General features: G+C 38.2%; 16 protein-coding genes and 1 tRNA gene. 3 read left to right on the top strand and 14 right to left on the bottom strand.

What is annotated here, in order from left to right; all coding sequences use genetic code 11:
- Positions 1 to 156 precede the first annotated feature (156 nt).
- Positions 157 to 1,623: a sodium:solute symporter family protein gene (locus WKU33_RS13030; protein ID WP_156855694.1), complete on the bottom strand. Its 1,467-nt coding sequence runs from the start codon at positions 1,621 to 1,623 to the stop codon at positions 157 to 159.
- 123 nt (positions 1,624 to 1,746) lie between these two features.
- On the opposite strand from WKU33_RS13030, the gene WKU33_RS13025 reads away from it, so the two are divergent.
- On the top strand, positions 1,747 to 3,174 hold the full coding sequence (locus WKU33_RS13025; RefSeq protein ID WP_336251823.1) for an amidase: 1,428 nt from the start codon (positions 1,747 to 1,749) through the stop codon (positions 3,172 to 3,174).
- 219 nt (positions 3,175 to 3,393) lie between these two features.
- Here the strand turns inward: WKU33_RS13025 and WKU33_RS13020 are convergent, their stop codons facing one another.
- The 13 genes from WKU33_RS13020 to WKU33_RS12960 all read right to left on the bottom strand — a co-directional run bounded on the left by WKU33_RS13020 (position 3,394) and on the right by WKU33_RS12960 (position 16,359).
- Positions 3,394 to 3,990: a DUF421 domain-containing protein gene (locus WKU33_RS13020; RefSeq protein WP_336251824.1), complete on the bottom strand. Its 597-nt coding sequence runs from the start codon at positions 3,988 to 3,990 to the stop codon at positions 3,394 to 3,396.
- Between the two features lie 322 nt (positions 3,991 to 4,312).
- On the bottom strand, positions 4,313 to 5,728 hold the full coding sequence (locus tag WKU33_RS13015; RefSeq protein ID WP_188858653.1) for a hypothetical protein: 1,416 nt from the start codon (positions 5,726 to 5,728) through the stop codon (positions 4,313 to 4,315).
- Between the two features lie 133 nt (positions 5,729 to 5,861).
- Entirely contained in the window at positions 5,862 to 6,533 is a 672-nt protein-coding gene (locus WKU33_RS13010) for a YczE/YyaS/YitT family protein (RefSeq protein ID WP_188858651.1), read from the bottom strand.
- A gap of 527 nt (positions 6,534 to 7,060) precedes the next feature.
- Entirely contained in the window at positions 7,061 to 9,211 is a 2,151-nt protein-coding gene (locus WKU33_RS13005; protein WP_340455021.1) for a tetratricopeptide repeat protein, read from the bottom strand.
- A gap of 739 nt (positions 9,212 to 9,950) precedes the next feature.
- On the bottom strand, positions 9,951 to 10,364 hold the full coding sequence (locus tag WKU33_RS13000; RefSeq protein WP_156855688.1) for a GlcG/HbpS family heme-binding protein: 414 nt from the start codon (positions 10,362 to 10,364) through the stop codon (positions 9,951 to 9,953).
- Between the two features lie 237 nt (positions 10,365 to 10,601).
- A complete protein-coding gene (locus WKU33_RS12995) occupies positions 10,602 to 11,519 on the bottom strand; it encodes a LysR family transcriptional regulator (protein ID WP_156855687.1) in 918 nt (305 codons plus the stop codon).
- Positions 11,520 to 11,739: 220 nt separating this feature from the next.
- Positions 11,740 to 12,594 carry a 3D domain-containing protein gene (locus WKU33_RS12990; RefSeq protein ID WP_340455018.1) on the bottom strand — a complete coding sequence of 285 codons (855 nt, stop codon included), beginning with the start codon at positions 12,592 to 12,594 and terminating at the stop codon, positions 11,740 to 11,742.
- A gap of 478 nt (positions 12,595 to 13,072) precedes the next feature.
- The gene (locus WKU33_RS12985) at positions 13,073 to 13,507 is read right to left on the bottom strand and encodes a PH domain-containing protein (RefSeq protein ID WP_336251827.1); all 435 of its coding nucleotides are present in this window, start codon (positions 13,505 to 13,507) and stop codon (positions 13,073 to 13,075) included.
- An 84-nt stretch (positions 13,508 to 13,591) separates the two neighbouring features.
- Positions 13,592 to 13,972 carry a thiol-disulfide oxidoreductase DCC family protein gene (locus WKU33_RS12980; protein WP_336253595.1) on the bottom strand — a complete coding sequence of 127 codons (381 nt, stop codon included), beginning with the start codon at positions 13,970 to 13,972 and terminating at the stop codon, positions 13,592 to 13,594.
- A gap of 359 nt (positions 13,973 to 14,331) precedes the next feature.
- Positions 14,332 to 15,225: a GNAT family N-acetyltransferase gene (locus tag WKU33_RS12975; RefSeq protein WP_340455015.1), complete on the bottom strand. Its 894-nt coding sequence runs from the start codon at positions 15,223 to 15,225 to the stop codon at positions 14,332 to 14,334.
- 316 nt (positions 15,226 to 15,541) lie between these two features.
- Positions 15,542 to 15,614, bottom strand: a tRNA-Val gene (locus WKU33_RS12970).
- Between the two features lie 76 nt (positions 15,615 to 15,690).
- Positions 15,691 to 15,885, bottom strand: coding sequence for a YjfB family protein (locus WKU33_RS12965; RefSeq protein WP_336251829.1), 195 nt, complete (start codon positions 15,883 to 15,885; stop codon positions 15,691 to 15,693).
- Positions 15,886 to 16,107: 222 nt separating this feature from the next.
- Positions 16,108 to 16,359, bottom strand: a complete 252-nt coding sequence (locus WKU33_RS12960) for a hypothetical protein (protein ID WP_336251830.1) — start codon at positions 16,357 to 16,359, stop codon at positions 16,108 to 16,110.
- 209 nt (positions 16,360 to 16,568) lie between these two features.
- On the opposite strand from WKU33_RS12960, the gene WKU33_RS12955 reads away from it, so the two are divergent.
- Together WKU33_RS12955 and WKU33_RS12950 are read left to right on the top strand one after the other, a co-directional pair.
- Positions 16,569 to 18,308, top strand: a complete 1,740-nt coding sequence (locus WKU33_RS12955; RefSeq protein ID WP_340455013.1) for an ABC transporter ATP-binding protein — start codon at positions 16,569 to 16,571, stop codon at positions 18,306 to 18,308.
- Positions 18,298 to 20,127, top strand: a complete 1,830-nt coding sequence (locus tag WKU33_RS12950) for an ABC transporter ATP-binding protein (protein ID WP_340455011.1) — start codon at positions 18,298 to 18,300, stop codon at positions 20,125 to 20,127. The genes WKU33_RS12955 and WKU33_RS12950 overlap by 11 nt, the downstream gene beginning before the upstream one ends.
- Positions 20,128 to 20,237: the final 110 nt, after the last annotated feature.

Here is a 20,237-nt window from a genome sequence, read left to right as displayed (position 1 = left end):
TACGATTAAATAAAGTGAAACTTCATTCAGTGAGGGTCTCCACTGAATGTTAGTCGAACAGGATCGGGATTTACGGACTGTATATCTCCTCCACTTTCACATGTTGGGCTTCCTTCATGTTTAGAGGTGGGGGTATTACAGACCGTCAATGCGTGATTACGCAGTCTGATCATCTGGGCGCTTTAATACATTAGCCAAAATGATCATTACAGCAATCCCCACACAAGTTGCCCACCCTCCAGCTGCGAGTGGACTGGATTCAATTCCTGTGAATACGATCATTAAATAAGATACAAGCCCAATAACCATAGACGCTTCCGCTGCACGTGGAGAGGCTTTTTTCCGGCTGAAAACAGCGTACATAATAGGACCAAGCGTGCCCGCAGAAACTCCGGAAATCCCAATCCACATCAAGTCGCCAAGAAATGGAGGCGGACTTAATACGAGAAAGCAGGCAAGTATTCCAATAACAATAACAGCCCAGCGACTAATACTCATAGCCGTCTTTTGCATCTGTTCATCGGTTACTTTAACAATTCCTCGTTTAACTAAAAATTTTCTATAAATGTCATTCGCAAATACAGTAGACATGACGACGAATAATCCGTCTGTCGTTGATAGGGCAGCAGCCAAAATCGTAACTACAACTAATGCTCCTAAAAACGCCGGCATGCTCCACTCTACATAAGCAAGTAAACCTAGGTCAGCATTTTGCAACTCTGGTACAGCAACACGACTATAGAAACCACCGAATAAAACAAGTAAGCAAAGCACCGTAGTAATAATATAAACAATAAACATTTTTCGTAAATCACTAGGTTTTTTAAGTGATAAGACTTTGTTGAATAGTTGTGGCTGAGATGCAAAAGCAAATTGAATGATAAATAAACCTAGCACTGCTGAAAAGGCATAGTAATTCGATTCTGGATTGAAAACCTTTAATAAATTCCCGTCTTGTTCTTTGAAGTTCTCGGTAATGTTAGAAAAAGCCGCATTAATATTTCCGTCACCGAATATAACAATACCGGAAATAAATACAATTACAGCAACTATAATCATTAACATCGCTTGGATGGCGTCCGTATAAACGTCAGCATAGGAACCCCCTACGAACACATACGCTATAACAATAACAGCAATAATAACTAGTCCGATGCCATAACTAGTCCCCACAATTTTCTCGAAAATTTGTGCACCTGCGGAGAATTGAGCAGCGATATAAAATAGATTAAATAACATGATAAGTCCGGAGCCAACTCTTAGAAAGTCACTGTTATAATAGTCTCCAAGCCAGTCGGGAAGGGATAAGGAACGTTGCTTTGTATTAACTTTTCTGACCATTTTTCCAACTGTAAGAAAGCCGATGGGAGTTGCTACAGATAACGATAAATAAAGCCATAAATTACTGAATCCCCAGGCATGCGAATATCCTGGATACCCCATAAATGTCGCAGCACTCATTACCGTTGCAGCGAAGGATAAGCCTAAGACAACAGGCCCTAAATTTGCTCCACTTATGGCAAAGTCATCAATTGTTTTCGTCCTTTTCGTCGCAACGACGATAACTATAGCCATAACTAAAATAAAAATAATCAATTGAATCCAGAACCATGTTGATAACATCGTTTCACTCCTACTGACCATAATATTTCCGAAATAATTTTTAATTGACTTTAATAGGCAATAATACAATTCCTGGAGCATAAAGTGTTTGTACTATCAACATATCAAAAGGGGGAAGGTTTTATGAATGATTTTTTATCTAAGGAAATCCACAGTCTGGCAAAACAAATAAAGAAGGGTGAAATCTCTCCAGTACAACTCGTTAAAAGCACAATTGACCGAATTAAAAAAACAGACCCCACATTAAATGCTTATATTACAGTGAATGAGGACAAGGCTCTTAAAGATGCAAATGAGATGGAAAAAGAAATCAAGCAAGGCAACTATAAAGGACCTCTGCATGGCATACCTATTGGGATTAAAGATAATATCTTTACAAAAGGGATTAAAACAACGATGGGTTCCGAAATATATAGGAATTTCTCACCAAAAGAAAATGCTTTCGTAATTAATAGATTAATCAAAGCAGGTGCCATTATAATCGGTAAAAATAATACACATCAATTTGCCTTTGGTCCGACTGGAGACCGTTCTCATGTTGGACCGGCACACAATCCTTATAATATAAAGAAAATGACAGGCGGATCCAGTGGGGGATCAGCTGCTGCCGTGTCAGCATATCTATGTTTCGGCGCCTTAGGAACCGATACAGGTGGTTCCGTCCGGGTTCCAGCATCTTTTTGCGGAATTGTAGGCATGAAACCGACATTTGGAAGTATTAGTAATCGGGGTGTCTATCCCCTTTCTTGGTCACTTGATCATGTTGGACCACTGACAAGATCTGTAATTGATAATGCTTTGCTATTAAATGAGATGGTTGCGTACGACCGAGAGGATCCCAAGTCTATTCGACGGAAAAAAGAAGATTACACTCGCCTATTAGGGAAAGATATGAAAGGAAAAATAATCGGTATCCCCACAGCTTATTATTACGAAGATATTGATGAAGAAATTCAATTTGCCATTAAAAATGTGATTCAAACATTTGAAATGCTTGGAGCAGAAATAAGGCAAATTAAACTCTCCATTAGTGAGAGAAGTTTAGAGGCACAACGGATAATTCTGCGAACGGAAGCCTACGCTGTTCATGAGAATAACCTTAAGGAATACCCGGACCTCTGGGATGAGGAAGTCAAAGAAAGATTACAAACAGGTCTTCTAGCAAAAGGCTTTGAATTCGCCCGTGCACTCCAAAATAGAGAATTAGCGAAAAAGGAATTCAACGAGGCATTAGACGATTGTGATATTTTACTCACGCCTACCATGTCTATTTTGCCACCCGATATTGGAAGTCGGGATGCAACAATTACGAATGGGTATGGGAATCATATCCGCTCAACTATTACGAAACTCACGTCCCCGACTAATTTGAATGGGTTCCCTAGCTTAACTGTTCCATGCGGCTTTTCAAAAGACAGCCTACCTATCGGAGTACAGCTTATAGGAAAAGAATTTGACGAAGCTACTTTGTATCAATTCGGCTTTGCGTTGGAGCAGGAAATCTCCCAAGAAATCAATAAAAAACGTCATTCTATTATGTTGTCTTTATAAACAGTCGTCCCCATTCCTGATCCAATTTTTAAGCCCTGAAGATACAAAAGCATGGATCCGATAAACTACTAACCGCCGTATTTTCCACACGTAATGTGTCATCTTTTCCATTCATGAAATTTAAAAACACAAAAAGCAGTGAGTATATCGCTTTGCTCACTGCTTTCATAATTACTTTTAACAAATAGATTCTTTTTTATGTTAATACATTAGTTTATTTTATTCTCGACGATCCAGGCTTAAGTCTTTTTGATTTTTATTTTCCTGTTGAATCACTTCATTGAAAAGATTATCATTTGGATTGTTCGGGCGATGAAGAAGTGGCGGCAATTGTTGTTGCGCTGCTAAGGATTGCAGGTCCCTAAATGTAACAGGCTTTGCTTCATCCACTAATTCATAGCCTAATTGACCACTAATTTCTATTGTACAAGTTTTCACATCGGTTATGGAAGATATCCCCTGTTCTCTTAATTTAGATTCTAATTGGTCAACGGACATACGCAGCTTTTTTAAATTCCTACTTAAAACTTGTCCGTTTTGGATAACTAGTATTGCTTTACCCATTATCCACTTTTCTGCAAAATCAAATTTTACCGAAAGAAATTGGACAGTGATCAATAGAGCAATGAATAAACATAAAACCAAAATTGTTTTCCATAATCCATCCTCCCCCACCCCATGTCCAATCATAGAAGCCATTGCCAAAAGCGTAATAATTTCAATACCAGTCATTTCACTTGCCGTCTTCTTACCAACGAATCTCATTAAAAAGTATCCAACAACCAAAATGATAAAAGCTCTTAACAAAAAACTCATATCACAGGGTGACCTCCTTTACGAATTTCCAAGGATAAAATGGCTGTTTATTCTTGCGTCAGTAGACATTCCGAAACGCAACTATATTTATAAAAGTTTCGTCACTCTCTCTCAATCATTTTGCCCGAACATGAGCAAATCATCCGTTTAAATTATAATAGTTGTCCTTTTTGTTCAGGGTCTCACAAGACCGTTGAATATTTAAAATAATGCTACCCTCGTATTTTATACTTTCCTATATCATAAGAAAAAGCACCCATCCCTTGATAATCAAAAGATTGGCGCTTTCTTAAATTCGTTATTCCGATTGGTTAATAAGCAATTATAGAAAAAATACTGCAATAAAAGTCATCACAATTAAACCAATAATAACAGGGAAAAAGTTTTTACGAACGAGGTCCATGACAGAAACTCCACAGAAGCCAGCAATTGCAATCAATGACGACCATGCGATAATCGTTCCTCCACCAGTCCATATTGCCCCCATTTGTCCAATTGCCGCTAATGTTGACACGTCAATCGAACTTGTTTCCAGTGAAGCTGCAAGAGCTCCTGTAAGTGGCAAGCCAGAGAAACCTGAGCCATCGAGTCCTGTGATGATCCCAATAATCAACATACTTAATCCTGCGAGCAGTGCACTCTGCGGTAAGTATTCCTGTGTAGAAGTAACAAGGTCAAACAATAATGCAGGCCCTTCTTCTACGCCTAAAATATTACCAGAAAAGTCAGGGCTGCCTAAAAAGAAAAAGCCTGCAATTGGAATAACCGGGCCCATTGCTTTAAAAGCAAATACAAAGCCTTCCGTAATATGATTACTAATATAGTCCAGGGCATGATGCTTTCCAAAAGCAACGGTCGATAACAATAAAAGTATTACCGCAACGCCACCAATAAAAGCAGCGCCATCTCCCCCGACCAATTCACTGCTTCTTGAAAAAAGCTTATTGTACATCATATATATAACAACAATAAGAAGGGATAAAGGGACTAAAATTGCAAAAATCTTGCTCCAAGTAGTTAAATGAGTTGTTCTTACTTTATTTGTAGAGGTTTCGGAGGTTTGTAATGTTTGTAAGTCCACTTCGTTTAGCGGATCATCTTTGGAACGGATGGATTTCCGGTAAAATAGATAGGCTAAAAGAATTGCTACACCACCAGCAATCAATGACATGACAAGCGCTTTATCGGCTACAGACTCAGCATCGATGCCAGCAGATGCTGCCGATAGACCCGGCGCCACTTGCACAACATAATCTGATGATAATGCCATTCCCTGCCCAGCAAGCGCAATCGCAACTGCAGCTATCATAGCTGGTAATCCCGCCCGCACAGCAGCTGGTACAAGTAACGCACATATTAATGGTACAGCAGGTGTCGGCCAAAAGAACAAGGATATAATATACGTAACTCCTACCAATACGAAAAAAGAAATATGTCCGTTCACCATAAATCTCTGGATGGGCTGGATCATTCGCTTATCCGCACCTAAATCACGTAAAGAATGAAGGAGCGCCAACATAAACGTAATAATTAAAAATATACTAAATAACTCCTGTGCAGCAACTAAATTCGCATTGAAAATGGAAGTAAATCCGCTGATAATATCCCCTTTATACACCCATGCAATGACAAATGTTCCGAGTAAGGTTAGTAATACAACACCTTTACGGAAAATCATCGTCATAATAATCAAAAGCGTAAACAAGCCGTATAATAAATGAGAAATGGTCAGTTCCAAATGCACACATCCTCTCATATAACATGCAATAGCCTATGCAAGAATATGAGGAAATGCTCCTGGAAACTTCCTTGTATTCATCACGTTCAATATGTGTATAGAATTGACATGTCTTCTAGGGAGAGACGATGATTTAAACAGCATTATCGTTAGATGTTAAGCCATCTCTGCTTCTTGAATAATTAGAAACCTGCTTCTCCGCAATCAAATTGTCTAATATTTTTTTACTATTTCCTAATGCCACCTGCATCACCGGGCCAAGTGCAAAGACCATAACTACAGTACCGACACCAATCGGTCCGCCTAATAAAAATCCAGCGACCGCAACACTAACTTCCATCATCGTACGTGCAACTCGTATACTTAATTTAAACTTTTTAACAATGAGCAGCATCAGACTATCTCGCGGACCTGCTCCTAAATTTGCTGAAATATAAATACCCGAACCACTACCTAATAATAAAATGCCGAGAATAAAACTGACCAGTTGCAGCGTAAATGTATGTGGATCGGGAATCAGCCAATTAAAAAAATCGATAAATAAACCGACCGAAACCATATTTAAAAAGGTACCTAGTTTTGGAAATTCACGTAAACCAATAGAAGCAATCGTAATTACGATAATCCCTGCGATAATGGACCACATGCCAATCGATAACCCGAGATTTTGAAATAGACCAATATGCAACACATCCCAAGAGCCCACACCAAACCGCTGACCTTTGATGGTTAACGATACTCCGAGACCTAGCAGCATAATTCCGATAAAAAAGAAAACCCAGCGGTAAACAAAAGCTTTTTTCATCTACATCCTTCTTTCTATTTAGATACGGCAAAAATCTGCATTAATATTTATTCAACTAATCTATTATAGCTAATAAAGCTTTTTACGAGAAATTAGTTGCTTGGTAAGTGGTTAATTGAACCGTAAACATCCAGCTTTCCTATTTTGGGAAAATTACAATTTTATTTGTTTTTCTTAAATTATTAAGCTACAATCTTATTGAACTATGTGTAGTTATCAATTAAAGTGGTTAAAAAAGTTCCTTCCTAAAAATAAGTTACTTTACGAGGGGGAGTAAATTGAAAATAGCAAAAGTGTTAATTATACTTATAAAACATTTGATTTGATGATTATTGCAGTGAAGAAAGATGAAATAGACAGGTATGATGGTACGGTTTGCAAATACTGAGCCTGCAAGTGCATCATTTAAAACCACTGGCAGTGAAAAGTAAATAGCTATTGGAAGTTAGCTTCCAATAGCTATTGTCTGTTCTAGCTTAGCGCTTTTTCCACTACATAAGAGAAACTCAAACCCGCTTAAAGCCCCCCTAATACCTCCCAATATAGCTCATCGTATCTATCCCATTCATTAAATCATAATGCCGCAGTTTTAACTCGAACAAGAAAAGAGGATCTTGATAGATTTCAGGTTGTTCACGCATCTCATTTAAAGAACCGTTCTTTTCTTCAATAGCTGCTTGTACTTCCTCTATTATACGATGGAGCTCTTCCTGTGGATTGAAGAAAAACTTGTTTACATCCCATCCGATGGATTCCTCAAAAAACTGTAATTGCTGGGTAAATGTTTTTGTCATTTCCTCCGCGACTTCACTGTAATCAGCATTCTCGATATAGTCCCTATACCTCCCGAGGAGCATCTCTTTATTTTTTGACAGGGGAGCTAACAGTTTTCCAGCTCCTTTTAATAACAACTGGGAAGGATTATTCCGCAACAAAATATTTACTTCTTCAAAGCGTAATAATCCCCTTGATATCCGCTCGATATCCCGCTTCCAGTCATCCAATATTTTAAAGTCACCTGACAATACAACTTTCTCTTGTTTAAATTGCTGGTTTATATTTTCACTCACTTCATCAAATAGCATCTGGCTTTCTTGAAACTCTCTTTCGCAAGTATCTAACCATTCCTCTGTCACAGATTTAAATTCGGCTAAGACTTCCTTTTCCATGTACTGTGCCATCCGGTTATTCATTTCTTCATTCAATACAAGATGAAGTTTGGAAAAGTCGCTGTCCTCTTTCACTAAATCGGAACAGTTCTTGAGTAACTCAGGTAGTTTAACTTGCGCTTTCTCCATTAATTTATTCTTTAAATCACGGAACGAACTTATCATGATGTTGGCCTTATCTTTCTCCACATCAAGTATCTCTTGATGGAAATCATGCAGTTCTGTTAAGACCTCCTCACTCCAATCAATTTCCCGCAAAATAACATTCTCGAGCTCTGCCTGCTGGTCTGAAATGTATGCTAATGCATCTTTAATAACTTCTCGAATCCTTGTTGGGCCTACCTCTTCTATTTTATATTCATCTAGCCTAGATCCCATAAATTCTGTTAACCCTTCTAGTAAACCTTCTTTCTCCGCCCACACTTTAATAGAATCCAAAAGCTTTATTCCTTCTTCTTTGCCACTTTGATCCGGACTTGCATTTTTAAACGCTTGTTCTGCTTCCTGAATCAATGATGTATCCATCGCTGAAGGGAAAAGCTCATTCCAGGCTAGTATTGCGGCCGAAGAGATGAGACGATCGGAAGTCGAAGATACCGCTAACCAATTCGTTAAATGATCTTGCACTAAATTTGAAACATCATTTATTAAAAATCTACCACTAATTAAATAATAGTACCCTTCTTTAAATAGACTTGGTAGTTTCCTCCAGTTGTAAGAGGCTTCCATGTTTTGGTACAAGAGAAGCTGGTTCACCTCTTCTAGCCAACGAAAATAATACTCGCTTTGCTTAAAGCTCCTCCATAATCCATCCGTCAAACGTTCAAAATGATATTTATCAATAGAGTATAATGTAACTAACACGTTATTGAAATAAGCAGGATCATGGTTAGATGTGACGCCAAGGTTGGCATACCCTTCTAATACCTCAAACCAGGACAGAGATTCCGTCCGGATTGCTTCATTAACTGCAAGTTCGATTGCACTATCCCAATCTTTGATACTCTCAAAATAACGCTTTGCTATTTCTGTTACATCAGCATAATCTGGATTCAATTGAACCGCTTTTTTAATGATATCAACGGACTTTTCCATTTGGTCTTGTTGGATATACAGCGAGAAAAGTTGCAGCATGACTTCTGTTTTTAATGTAACGGAATCCGTCTCCACTTCCTTATAAAACTTCTCTGCGTACTCCAATAACCCCATTTCCATGTGCGCATCTGCTATATTTTTCTGTCCCCATGGTATTAAGGATTTGTCTAAAGGGTGCTGCCACTTATAAATCGCAGCTTCATAATCTTGATTCAAGAAATAAACTTCTCCTTGAGCAAAACGGATTGCAGACAGTTCAGGCTGTTCCTTCTTCATTTCTTCCATATACATCTCACCCAGTATCTTGATTGGGTGCTCTTTTTCTTTTTCATTTTCATCTATAATCGTTTGATAATAGGATTTCATAATTAATTTATTCTCCATCGTTACGATCATTCCTTTCTTCGGATACATAACTTATACTATTCATCCATTCACGTATCAATCACCAAAGTTTACTATAGGATGATAAAGGGCACAAATCTTATCCTCATTAAAGAATAATTACCCCCATCTGGTCCGCTTCTAACAGCGCAAAAATTATGACTAGAGCGCCATTCCTATCGCTCTAGAAATAGCGCTCCATAATTACGATAAAATAAAACCTCATTCAGTGGGAGTTTTTGCTCTTTTCCCACGGAGTGTTAATTGAATAAATTAGGTTGTTAGCGCTCCTTATCTACCCCCCTAAATTGTTTTAATTTATCTACCCATTTTCAGCATAAAAAAGAATAGCCAACGGTAAATATATGCCTTGGTCATCTATATCATTCTTTTAATATACAGCAGAAAAAACTTATCCTTCATCTTTAATATTTGTTCAATTAATTTATTATAGCAGATAAAGCTTTTTCAAGAAATTAGTTTCCTAGCGGTTTCTTTGGATTAGTGGAAACCCAGCCACCAACAGCACGCTTCTTAGGGTCACCTTAATAACTTACGGCTTGAGGTTCCATACCTGCACTGTTACGCTATTCCCGGAAAAACGTATCGTTCGGTGTTATTTTGACTGCTCTGCATTAAGGTTGAAACTTCGGTTTGAACAATAAAAAAGGATCAGTCCCCTCCCATGCTAACACTTTAGCACAGCAAGGAACTAATCCCATAACTTCAAAGCCTCGCTTGGATAAGACAAGTGCTCTGACCGCTCATCTTACTTCAAGTTTTCAAAAACATCAACTGCTGCTTGTGCAACTTGGATATCATGCTCAACAGCACTTCCACTTGCACCAACAGCCCCAATCACTTTATCATTTTCAACTAAGGGGATGCCTCCGCCAAAGAGAACTAACCGCCCATTATTTGTCGTGTTTAATCCATAGAGTTCAGCGTGCGGAACAGTCGCTTCAGCTAAATTGGATGTTGGCATTTTTAAAGCAACAGAAGTCCACGCTTTATTTTGTGCGATGTCAACGCTAGCCAACCAGGCATCATCCATACGATGTACTGCGATAAGATTTCCACCCTCATCCACAACAGAGATAACCATTTGTATTCCAAGTTCTGCTGCTTTTTTCTCGGCACCTTCGATAAGTTGCTTTGCTAACTCAAGATTCATTTTCGTCATGTACTACACTCCTCCCGCCCCTTATTGTAGGAATTTTATAAAAACCATCTCTATCCTTAGTATAAAAGTTACTTTCCCTTCCGTAAAATAGCTAATACTGATATTCCTCCATCTGTAAAACTGATATCATTCTTTTAAATTAGAAATAGGACTGTAAAAAGTTATAAAAAAATCAGTGGGTAAGAAAACACCCACTGATGTATGTTTTTTATATGATAAAAAGAACAAAGTTGCCCTTCAAACGGAATATTCTTTAATTGCCGAGATATCTACATTTGGATTAACGAACGGACGGGGAATTTCATTTTCTAATATATGAATGGTATCAATAAACTTTTGCATCGTTTTTGTTAAATACGTATCTGCCTGTCTAATGAAGACAGTTGATATCTCACTATATTTTTTAGGTACTGGGTAACACCGAACATCCCCAGCTAATTTTAAATAACGAACAGTGGATTTGGGTACAAGACTTATCCCAAGCCCAGCTATCACACTTTCCAGAATCGTTTCCAATGTTCCAAATTCCATTACTTTAGCATTCACAATTCCGCTATCATGTAACCAATTCTCCAGCCGCGCTCGATAACTGCATCCCTTACTAAAAACAAGCATTGGCCTATTTTTCAAACTGCTATAACTAACTTTTTTGTTATCTGCTATTAAAACGAGTTCTTCCTTAAAAACTTCAATCTGCTCAATATCGGGGTGCCTCCCAAATCCTGTAACAAAGGCACCGTCTAATTTGCGATTCAAAATATCATTTATTAAATCATTGTTTACACCCGTTTTTAGTGTTAACTCCACATTGGGATAATTTTTATGAAAGTTGGATAAAATCATCGGTAGCTTCGTGACGGTCTCAACAGTCCCAATCTCGAGAGTACCTGAGGGATTGCTACATTCTTGAAATTCTTTCTTCATCTCTTCTATCATGTGTAAAATCTTCTCTGAATGGACTAAAAGCCTCTTTCCTTCCGAATTTAATGTCGTTCCTTTACTATGACGATCAAATAGTCGTGTTTTCAAACTTAATTCTAATGACTTAATTCGAGAAGTGATATGGGATTGTACATAATTAAGTTCATCTGCAGCTTTACTAATACTTCCATTACGAGCAACACTTTGAAAAATTAGCAAGTCTTTAATTTCCATTCTTTCCCTCCTTGTCTACTCTACCGCTCAGTATTTGTGATGGCATCTGTCATTATAAATCGTTATACATGATTTACTTCCATTTTATAGCACTTCTTAGTTTTAGACAAATTACAATTATCAGACATAGGAGATAAGAAAGAATGAAGAACCTGAGACAAGGAACTTATAAACTATATAATAAAGACAGATTAAGTTCTTATAAAAATAAGCTTCCTTATCACTCTATAAGCGTGATGTTTACTGTTTTTCTTCCCCAGTTGTATGCTTCTTCTTTTGTTGGGAGATGTACATCTATTTTATTTCCTTTGATGGCTCCACCTGTATCACCTGCCACAGCATATCCATAGCCTTCTACATAGACTTGTGTACCTAGCGGAATAACATTAGGATCTACAGCAATAACTTTTGCATAAGGGTCGTTATTCAGATTAATTCCAGTTGCAGTAACACCAGAACAGCCGGAACAGCCTGCAGTATAGGCGGTTGCTTCAACAGCAAATGTTTCTCCTCTAACTTCCCCGGTTGTTGTTTCCTCAACCTTGTTGGCCGATTCAACTTGCTCTTCTACTGTCTCTTGACTCTCTTCCGCTGAATCCTGACTCGCTTCCACTGCCTCTTGATTCTCTTCATTTGCGTCAGTACCTGTCTCAACTTCCGGTTCATCTGCTGTTTGCTCCGACTCTTCACTTACTGTTGGTTCAACTCCCACACCATTCACATTTAAACGCTGTCCCGTTATAATTAGGTCGGAGGGTAGATTATTCCATTCCCTCAGTTTATCGACCGTTACATCATCACTATAGGAATTACTAATATGTGTCAGAGTATCTCCCTCTTGCACAATATAAAACTCTGCCTCCGTCTCTACTCCGAGTTTCAATACTTGTTTCGGATGAATTAATGACGATTTGAGTCCATTTATTTCCATCAATATTTCAACAGTTGTATTATTTTCATTCGCTATTTTCCAAAGACTGTCTCCCTTTTGTACCTCATAATCAGCTGCTGACACTGAAGTCGCAGCAATCCCTATAATAACCAGCCCTATCAATACGGATACTAACTTTTTCATTAGTAGTCCCCCTTTTGTTATTGATTAAGTCTAATCCTAGCACAGGGGGACACGTCTGTGGTTACAGCTCGTTTAAGAGGTTATTACAAATAATCGCAATATATTAAAAATTGGATAAATATTTATCAATTAGTTCTATTTTCTTTTTTTAAACATATAAGAACCATCTCTATCCTTCACTCTTAGGATATGTCACACATTTAATCGTAGTTTACCACTAACGGCGAACTATGGGTATATCAAAATGCATATCTATGGGGAGGAAACTCAGTTTCTTCACAGCTTGAGAGAGAGGCATACATTATCGAAATTACGGAATCGTTGAATTAAACAGACAAGTACTATTTCTAGCCGACCTTACCAAAAAAGATTAAGCCGCATGAAATAATTGCGGCTTAACCTTTTCATGGTGTTCCTTCACCGTGGAATCATCTATTCGGAAATACAGGTTTAATCACTGGAAATGAATGTACACATTCTATTTCAGAAACTCTACCGGTTCGTCCTTTCGTTCATTGATCACTTGTATAAACTGGTCCATATTTTCTGGAGCGATGATTGTAAAATCACTGGAACCATAGTATACGTAATAACGTTCTTTGGAAAGAGCAGCTGAGGCTAATTGAGTATTAGTTTTTTCGATTTTTTTAATGGTTTCGAGCTCAATTCGGCGTTTAAATGGGCCAATATGAATAATTAAATAATCATTTGTTACAAAGTAAAATGTTCGGTACCAAAACCATAAAATGACAATAGCGAAAATCCCAAATATCAAAGAAAAGATTAAACTTGCGGCGAGTCCTGCTTTATGGTAAATCGGTATGAATAGTCCAAGTGATAGTCCTAAGAATAACAGTGCCGATCCCCCAATTATTATTCGATAAGCTAAGTCTTTGTTTGCATTGAACTTCAAAAGTTATACCCTCCGATCTAATTTTAATTAGTGAAACAGCTTAGTCTTGAGATAACATTCTCAATCAAAACAAAATAAAAAAGCTCAATCTAAAAAACGGCTACGGATTTCTCGAGAAGGTATAGCGCAACTATCCCTTTTCCCCAAAAATTTGTACCTGTTTTTTGCGATGATTGAGTAAACTGCATTCCGAATCGGTTTAGGAATAATGAGTAGTATCGTCAGTAGTTTCCAAGGACATTTTAAATGTCTACATATCCGAAGAGTAGCATCCGACTTTAAAAACACTCGATCGTCTTTAATCAATACAAAACTATCAACATCCCAAGGTAACTGGTGTTTTTTCAGTAAGGTTTGACCAACTTCACCTTGCAATGAAGCAAATTTGAAGTAATCATACGACTCTCTTTTAATGATATACTGAATGCTTTTATTACAAAAATTACATACCCCATCGAATAGTATTATGGCTCCTAAGTTCAGCTCTCCTTCTTGTAGAAAACTTTATTTCCCGACACCATTTTATATTCTGAATTTTAATTATATTGTACCAAGAAAAGGTGCTAATGTCATTCAAAAAGCACCTAAATTTCGTACAAATAAATGTACCTTTATTCAGTTCCAGATGCCAATGTTGGCGTCCAACAAAACAAGGCGAATTAAAACAAGTTTTATATTGGTTATCGTAAGCATTCTACTGTATGCCAACACCATGTAACCGTCAAGTAAAAATGAACACTTTTCGCTAAATAATTTTGGACCTAAATTAACTTAAATTGTAATATTAAATAAGATTTACCTAACATAATAATAGAGACCAATATTCAGTTTACGCCTGATTTGTCTAGAGTTTTTTCGAAAAATGTAAGTTGATGCTCAATCTGAAACCCCAGTCTTTTATATAGACGAATCGCCTTCGAATTGTCAGATTGGACACATAGAGTAACTTCTTCTATGGATGGAAATGTAAAAAGCCATTCTAAACCTTTTACAAGAAGAGAAGTCCCCAAACCTTTGTTACGCACCAGCGGAGTTACACCAAAAAATTCAATACTTCCTTCTCCAAACTCTGGCTCTGCCTCAGTGTAAAGATATCCTAGTAAATTACCATGTTCGTTTACAGCACCAAAAACAGTCGATGTTTCACTCAATCCATCTACCATTTCAGTACCAGTTAGGTAAGAATTAGGAAAAATTTGGTTGTGTAACTTTATCAATGAACTATAATGTTCACTTATTAGCGGGATTACATTGTCATTATTTACTCTTCTAAAAGATTGTTTGGAACAAGTTAAAATGGTCTCTTTACTAACAGAATCAAAAGAATATCTATTAGCCAAATCAACTACCATTAAATTATGATTATCCGGAAATAAGGAGACAGTCTGTATGGTATTCGGAATTTCTTTAATAGTGGATTCCCATAACAAAATAGATACCTTTAATGCATCTGCGCGGTCTACGAATGGTCCCCATATTTCGGCTTTTCCCCTTTCGTTATCAGCATCAAACCCACAGACTCCAACAACCTTATCGCTTTCCGTTGCTATAAAAAATGATTCACGTGCAGGTATATCTCCAAAGTCTTCCTCCAATGTATTAAAAATTTCATCCATCTTTTTCCCACAATAACCAATATGGTGTTCTAAATTTGAATTTAATCTGGAAATAAAGGCTGCAACATCTGCTAGTTTCGGATGACGTTGAATCTTTATCATATGAAAACCTCCCAAACTTTATAAAATGTAAGTATTTGAATCAGTTATGTCGACTAACCTATGAAAATCAGACCTTAAACAAGCGCTATTTAAGGTTGTATAATTGGAGATAAAGCTTCTTATGCTCACATCATCCCAGACGAACCGGAATGAAGCCGAAGACATATTCGAAGATGTATTACAGTCGAGAAGAAAATGAGGTTGTTAGCAAGGTTTTAACAATTGGTAAAATTTAGGGGCATTCGGAATCTGTTACACTTAAAACAAAAGGTCTGTACCCCTTGATATATAAGGGATACAGACCTCTGTTCTATAGTGATTCCGATTGGGCTCGAACCAACGACCTCTACCCTGTCAAGGTAGCGCTCTCCCAGCTGAGCTACGGAATCATTATTTTCAACTGCAAGATTTAGTATACAATACATTTATATTTCCTGCAAGCGAAACTTAACATTTTGTACTATTTTATGCTTGAATATCAATTTTCCCACCTAAATTTGGGTGACTTGCATCTGGTGCACTTACACTTTCGTCCAACATTTCTAGCATATCACCAGCTTGAACTTTCCCTGTATCCATCATCATCCTCATAACCGATAAGCTTGCTTGCTGTTTTACTTGGGCTTGGCTTAATGCTGTAGAAAGTTTTGCAATATCCATTTTCCTACCCCTTTCTCTCTGAATCCTTTAACTCTATCTATCATACCATATCTATGAAAGTTTCCAAGTCTCTCTTTCTATCAATTTGACAGCTAGGAGTAAACGAGAAGCTCCAACTGTATCGAACCATCTACCCTGTTAAAATATCTCTCTTCCAACTGAGCTATGAACCATCATTCTAATCGTATAGTTTATGTACTGACGTGCATTTTTTGCATAGAATTAAGCATTCTGTTCCCCTTTATTGCCTATTGCTGAAAATGTTTTTACATACAAAGGAGATAAAATCATGAGCGTGAGCGTTACTAGTAATCCATCAGACATTAAATCTATAAAAGTCCCATTAATCACAATGATGGATAGTAAAATCAAAACAATCAGGAGATAAACATAATCATATCTCATTTGTTTAAAAATAGGAGGTTTCATGTAAATAATACAGAAAACACCCACCATTACTAGCATGAATGCCATTTTTTCACCACCTTTTTCTAGTGTCGGAATACTTGTATTGTAAACACATTATTTGACTCACAGTTTAACTTAAAAAAACGGAAAATCAATCATCTCCAAACACCCCCACAAAACTTCGACACCCGAAATAAGATACTGGATAATTACCTACTAACACATTATAATAATTAAATAATTGTTATTATTTTACTTACTTGGAGGGTCAGCGTTTGAAAAATGTTTTTTCCTTTTTAAAACCATATAAAACATCCATTATTTTAGCATATATTTTTATGTTTTCTGAACTTATGATTGAGCTTCTCCTCCCTCTCTTTCTCGGTCTCATGATTGATCAGGGGGTGCTACAAGAAGATGTTGGGAAAATTACGATGTGGGGAGGAATCATGATTGGACTTGCAGCTTTATCCCTTATCGTTGGAGTGTTGAACTCATTCTACTCTTCTCATGTCAGTTTCGCCTTTGGTTTTGATTTGAGACAGAAGCTGTTCGCCCGCATCCAATATTTTTCCTTTAAAAGCTTAAGTAATTACCCTACTTCTGCACTTGTGACACGATTTACGAACGATATCCGCCAGATTCAAAATATGATCTTCATGGCGCTTCGTATTATGGCAAAAGCCCCGTTCCTTGTGCTTGGTGGAGTGACGATGGCATTTATTGTAAATGCTCGCCTTGCAATGATCTTTCTTCTGACCGTGCCTTTACTTATTCTCTTTTTATTCCTCGTGATGAAGTATGCTAGTAAGATGTTTTCTAAAGTACAGGCGAATGTCGATCACGTCAACCGAGTCATGCAGGAGAATCTTGCAGGTATGCGGATTATTAAAGCGTTTGGACGCCGGAATTTTGAAGAGATGCGTTTCATGGGGGCAAATAACGACCTTGCGATTTCGACAAAAAGGACTTTCCATTTTGTGGAATCCACGATGCCTATCCTTTTATTTATTATGAACTTGAGCCTTATCTTCATCATCTGGTTCGGAAATATCCAGTCGCTCGCCGGGAATGCTGCGGTTGGAGAAGTTGTTTCTATCGTCAATTATGCACTCCGGGTAGCGATGGCGATTTCAATGTTCTCCTTTATTATCATCATTCTTTCGAGGACAAAAGCATCGGCAGAACGGGTGAATGAAGTGCTGACATTAGAAAATGAAAGTGAATCAGAATATGAAGTAGATAGAACGCATGATAACATTGAGATTAAGGACGGTACAGTGGAATATCGCAATGTTTATTTCCAATACCCTGCTTCAGATGAAATTATTTTGAACGATATTTCATTCACCATCCAATCAGGAGAAACCCTTGCGATTATGGGTGCTACCGGATCCGGGAAAACATCGATATTCCAACTCATGCCTCGGCTATATGATCCAACTAAAGGACAGGTGCTAATTGACGGTCGGTCTATTGATTCCTATCCCTTCGATACCTTAAGGGATAGTATCGGATATGTGCCACAGAATCCGCTCCTTTTCACCGGAACCGTTCGGGATAATATCGTTTGGGGAAAAGTCGGTGCGACTGACGAAGAAATGATACAAGCTGCGAAAGATGCACAGATTCACGATACAATCATGAGTTTACCTAAACAGTATGACACGAGAGTCGGGCAAAAAGGAGTGAATCTCTCCGGTGGGCAAAAACAGCGGATTTCGATTGCCAGGGCGCTGATCCGGAAACCGAAGATTCTCATGCTTGATGATAGTACTAGTGCCCTAGACCTTGCTACGGAAGCTAGATTGCTTGAGACTATTGAATCATACAACTGTACAATAATGATCATTACTCAAAAAGTTTCCACAGCAAGGACTGCAGATCGGATTCTATTAATGGATGAAGGTGAAGTGCTCGCAGTGGGGACACATAATGAATTGATTAAACAATCCAGGCTCTATCAACAGATTGTGGAATCCCAGCACGGAAAGGAGTATGCACATGTCGAATAAGGACTGGAAGGCTCCCTTCCACTATGAGAAAATAAAGCTTGATTCCGTCCAGATTGATAAAGACAAACGGGCGAAAAATATGGGGGCTACCCTAAAAAGGATTTGGGCATATCTCTCCCGGCAGAAAGGGATGCTTTTTCTCGTCATCTTAATGGTGATATTTAGTTCTGGTCTCGGTTTGCTCGGTCCCTATCTTATCGGAATGGCGATTGATGATTATATCGTGACCCAGGAAACAAATGGACTTGGAACACTGCTTGTCGGCTTGATCTTTGTTTTCCTTTTTCATTCACTTGCTATTTTCTTACAGAACTTTTGGATGATTGGAATTGCCCAGAATACGGTTTTTGACTTGCGAAAGGATTTATTTGAACAGTTCCATCGACTGCCGATTTCTTATTTTGATAAACGTCAGCACGGGGAATTGATGAGCCGGTTGACAAATGATATTGATAACGTCAATAACACACTCAATCAATCGGTCATCCAAATTTTCTCGAGTGTTCTGACACTTGCTGGCACGCTGATTGTCATGCTGATACTCAGTCCAATTTTAACGGTTGTCACGCTCGTTATCGTCCCTCTTATGTTTTACGCGATGAAATGGATCACTTCCCGGACCGGGCCGCTCTATAAACTACAACAAAAGCATCTCGGGGAAGTCAATGGTTATGTAGAAGAAATTGTTTCCGGCCAGCATGTTGTAAAAACATATTCCCAGGAAGATAAGGTCATTCGGGCTTTTGAAGAACGGAACGAAGAACTGAAGCGAACTGGTTTCTGGGCGCAGATGATTGCCGGTCTCACTCCGAAGATCATGAACATGCTGAATTTCTTAAGCTTCGGATTGATTGCTTTTGCTGGTGGCTTGCTTGCGATCTATAGTAATCAAGAACTTGTCACGGTCGGGATTATCGTAATCTTCACCGAATATGCTAGACAATTTACTCGTCCTCTGAATGAGCTTTCCAACCAATTCAACATCCTTCTTTCCGCGATTGCCGGTGCGGAACGGGTCTTTAATGTAATGGATGAGGAAAAAGAAGAACGAGATGAAGAAAATGCAAAAGAGCTAACTGAAACTGCGGGACATGTAATATTCGATGAAGTCCAGTTTGCCTATGAAAAGGAAACGATCATCGATCGGGTAAGCTTTGAAGCGAAACCTGGAGAGACGGTTGCTTTTGTCGGACACACAGGTGCCGGGAAAACGACGATCATTAATCTGATTTCACGTTTCTATAATTATGATGCAGGGAAAATTACACTGGACGGCGTTGATATTAAAGATATAACGAGGAGCAGTTTAAGAAAACAGATGGCATTCGTTTTACAAGATACATTCCTTTTCCACGGAACAATCCGGGAAAATATCCGTTACGGAAAGCTTAATGCAACGGATGAAGAAGTCGAGCAAGCTGCAAAAGATGCGAATGCTCATGATTTCATCACGAAACTTCCAAATGGATATGACACAATTCTTGATCAGTCCGGAAGCGGCATTAGTCAAGGGCAGAAACAATTACTCACAATTGCCCGCGCGCTGATTGCGAGTCCTTCCATTTTGATTTTAGATGAAGCGACAAGTAATATTGATACAATTACAGAACTAAAAATCCAAGAAGCTCTTAAACGGCTTATGGAAGGAAGAACGAGCTTTGTTATTGCGCACCGGCTAAATACTGTCAAAGAAGCAGATACAATCATCATGCTTGAATACGGCAAAATCATTGAAAAAGGAAGTCATGATGAACTCATTAAGCAGAAAGGCGCTTATTACAACCTTCATGAAAGCCAGCTGCTCGAACAAGCAAACTAAGGATTAGAACAAGCCCTTCCTACGTGGTACTATAAAGTTAACGTCTTAACCTTCGCAGCTTGAACAAAAGAACTGAAGCGACTATCACTTTCATTCAGCGTAAGTGTGTG

This window comes from Oceanobacillus sp. HCA-5259 (genome assembly GCF_037892815.1).
Taxonomy (GTDB): Bacteria; Bacillota; Bacilli; order Bacillales; family Amphibacillaceae; genus Oceanobacillus; species Oceanobacillus indicireducens.
Note: the sequence above shows the minus strand (reverse complement) of the source record. Positions and strands in the feature narration are given on the sequence as shown.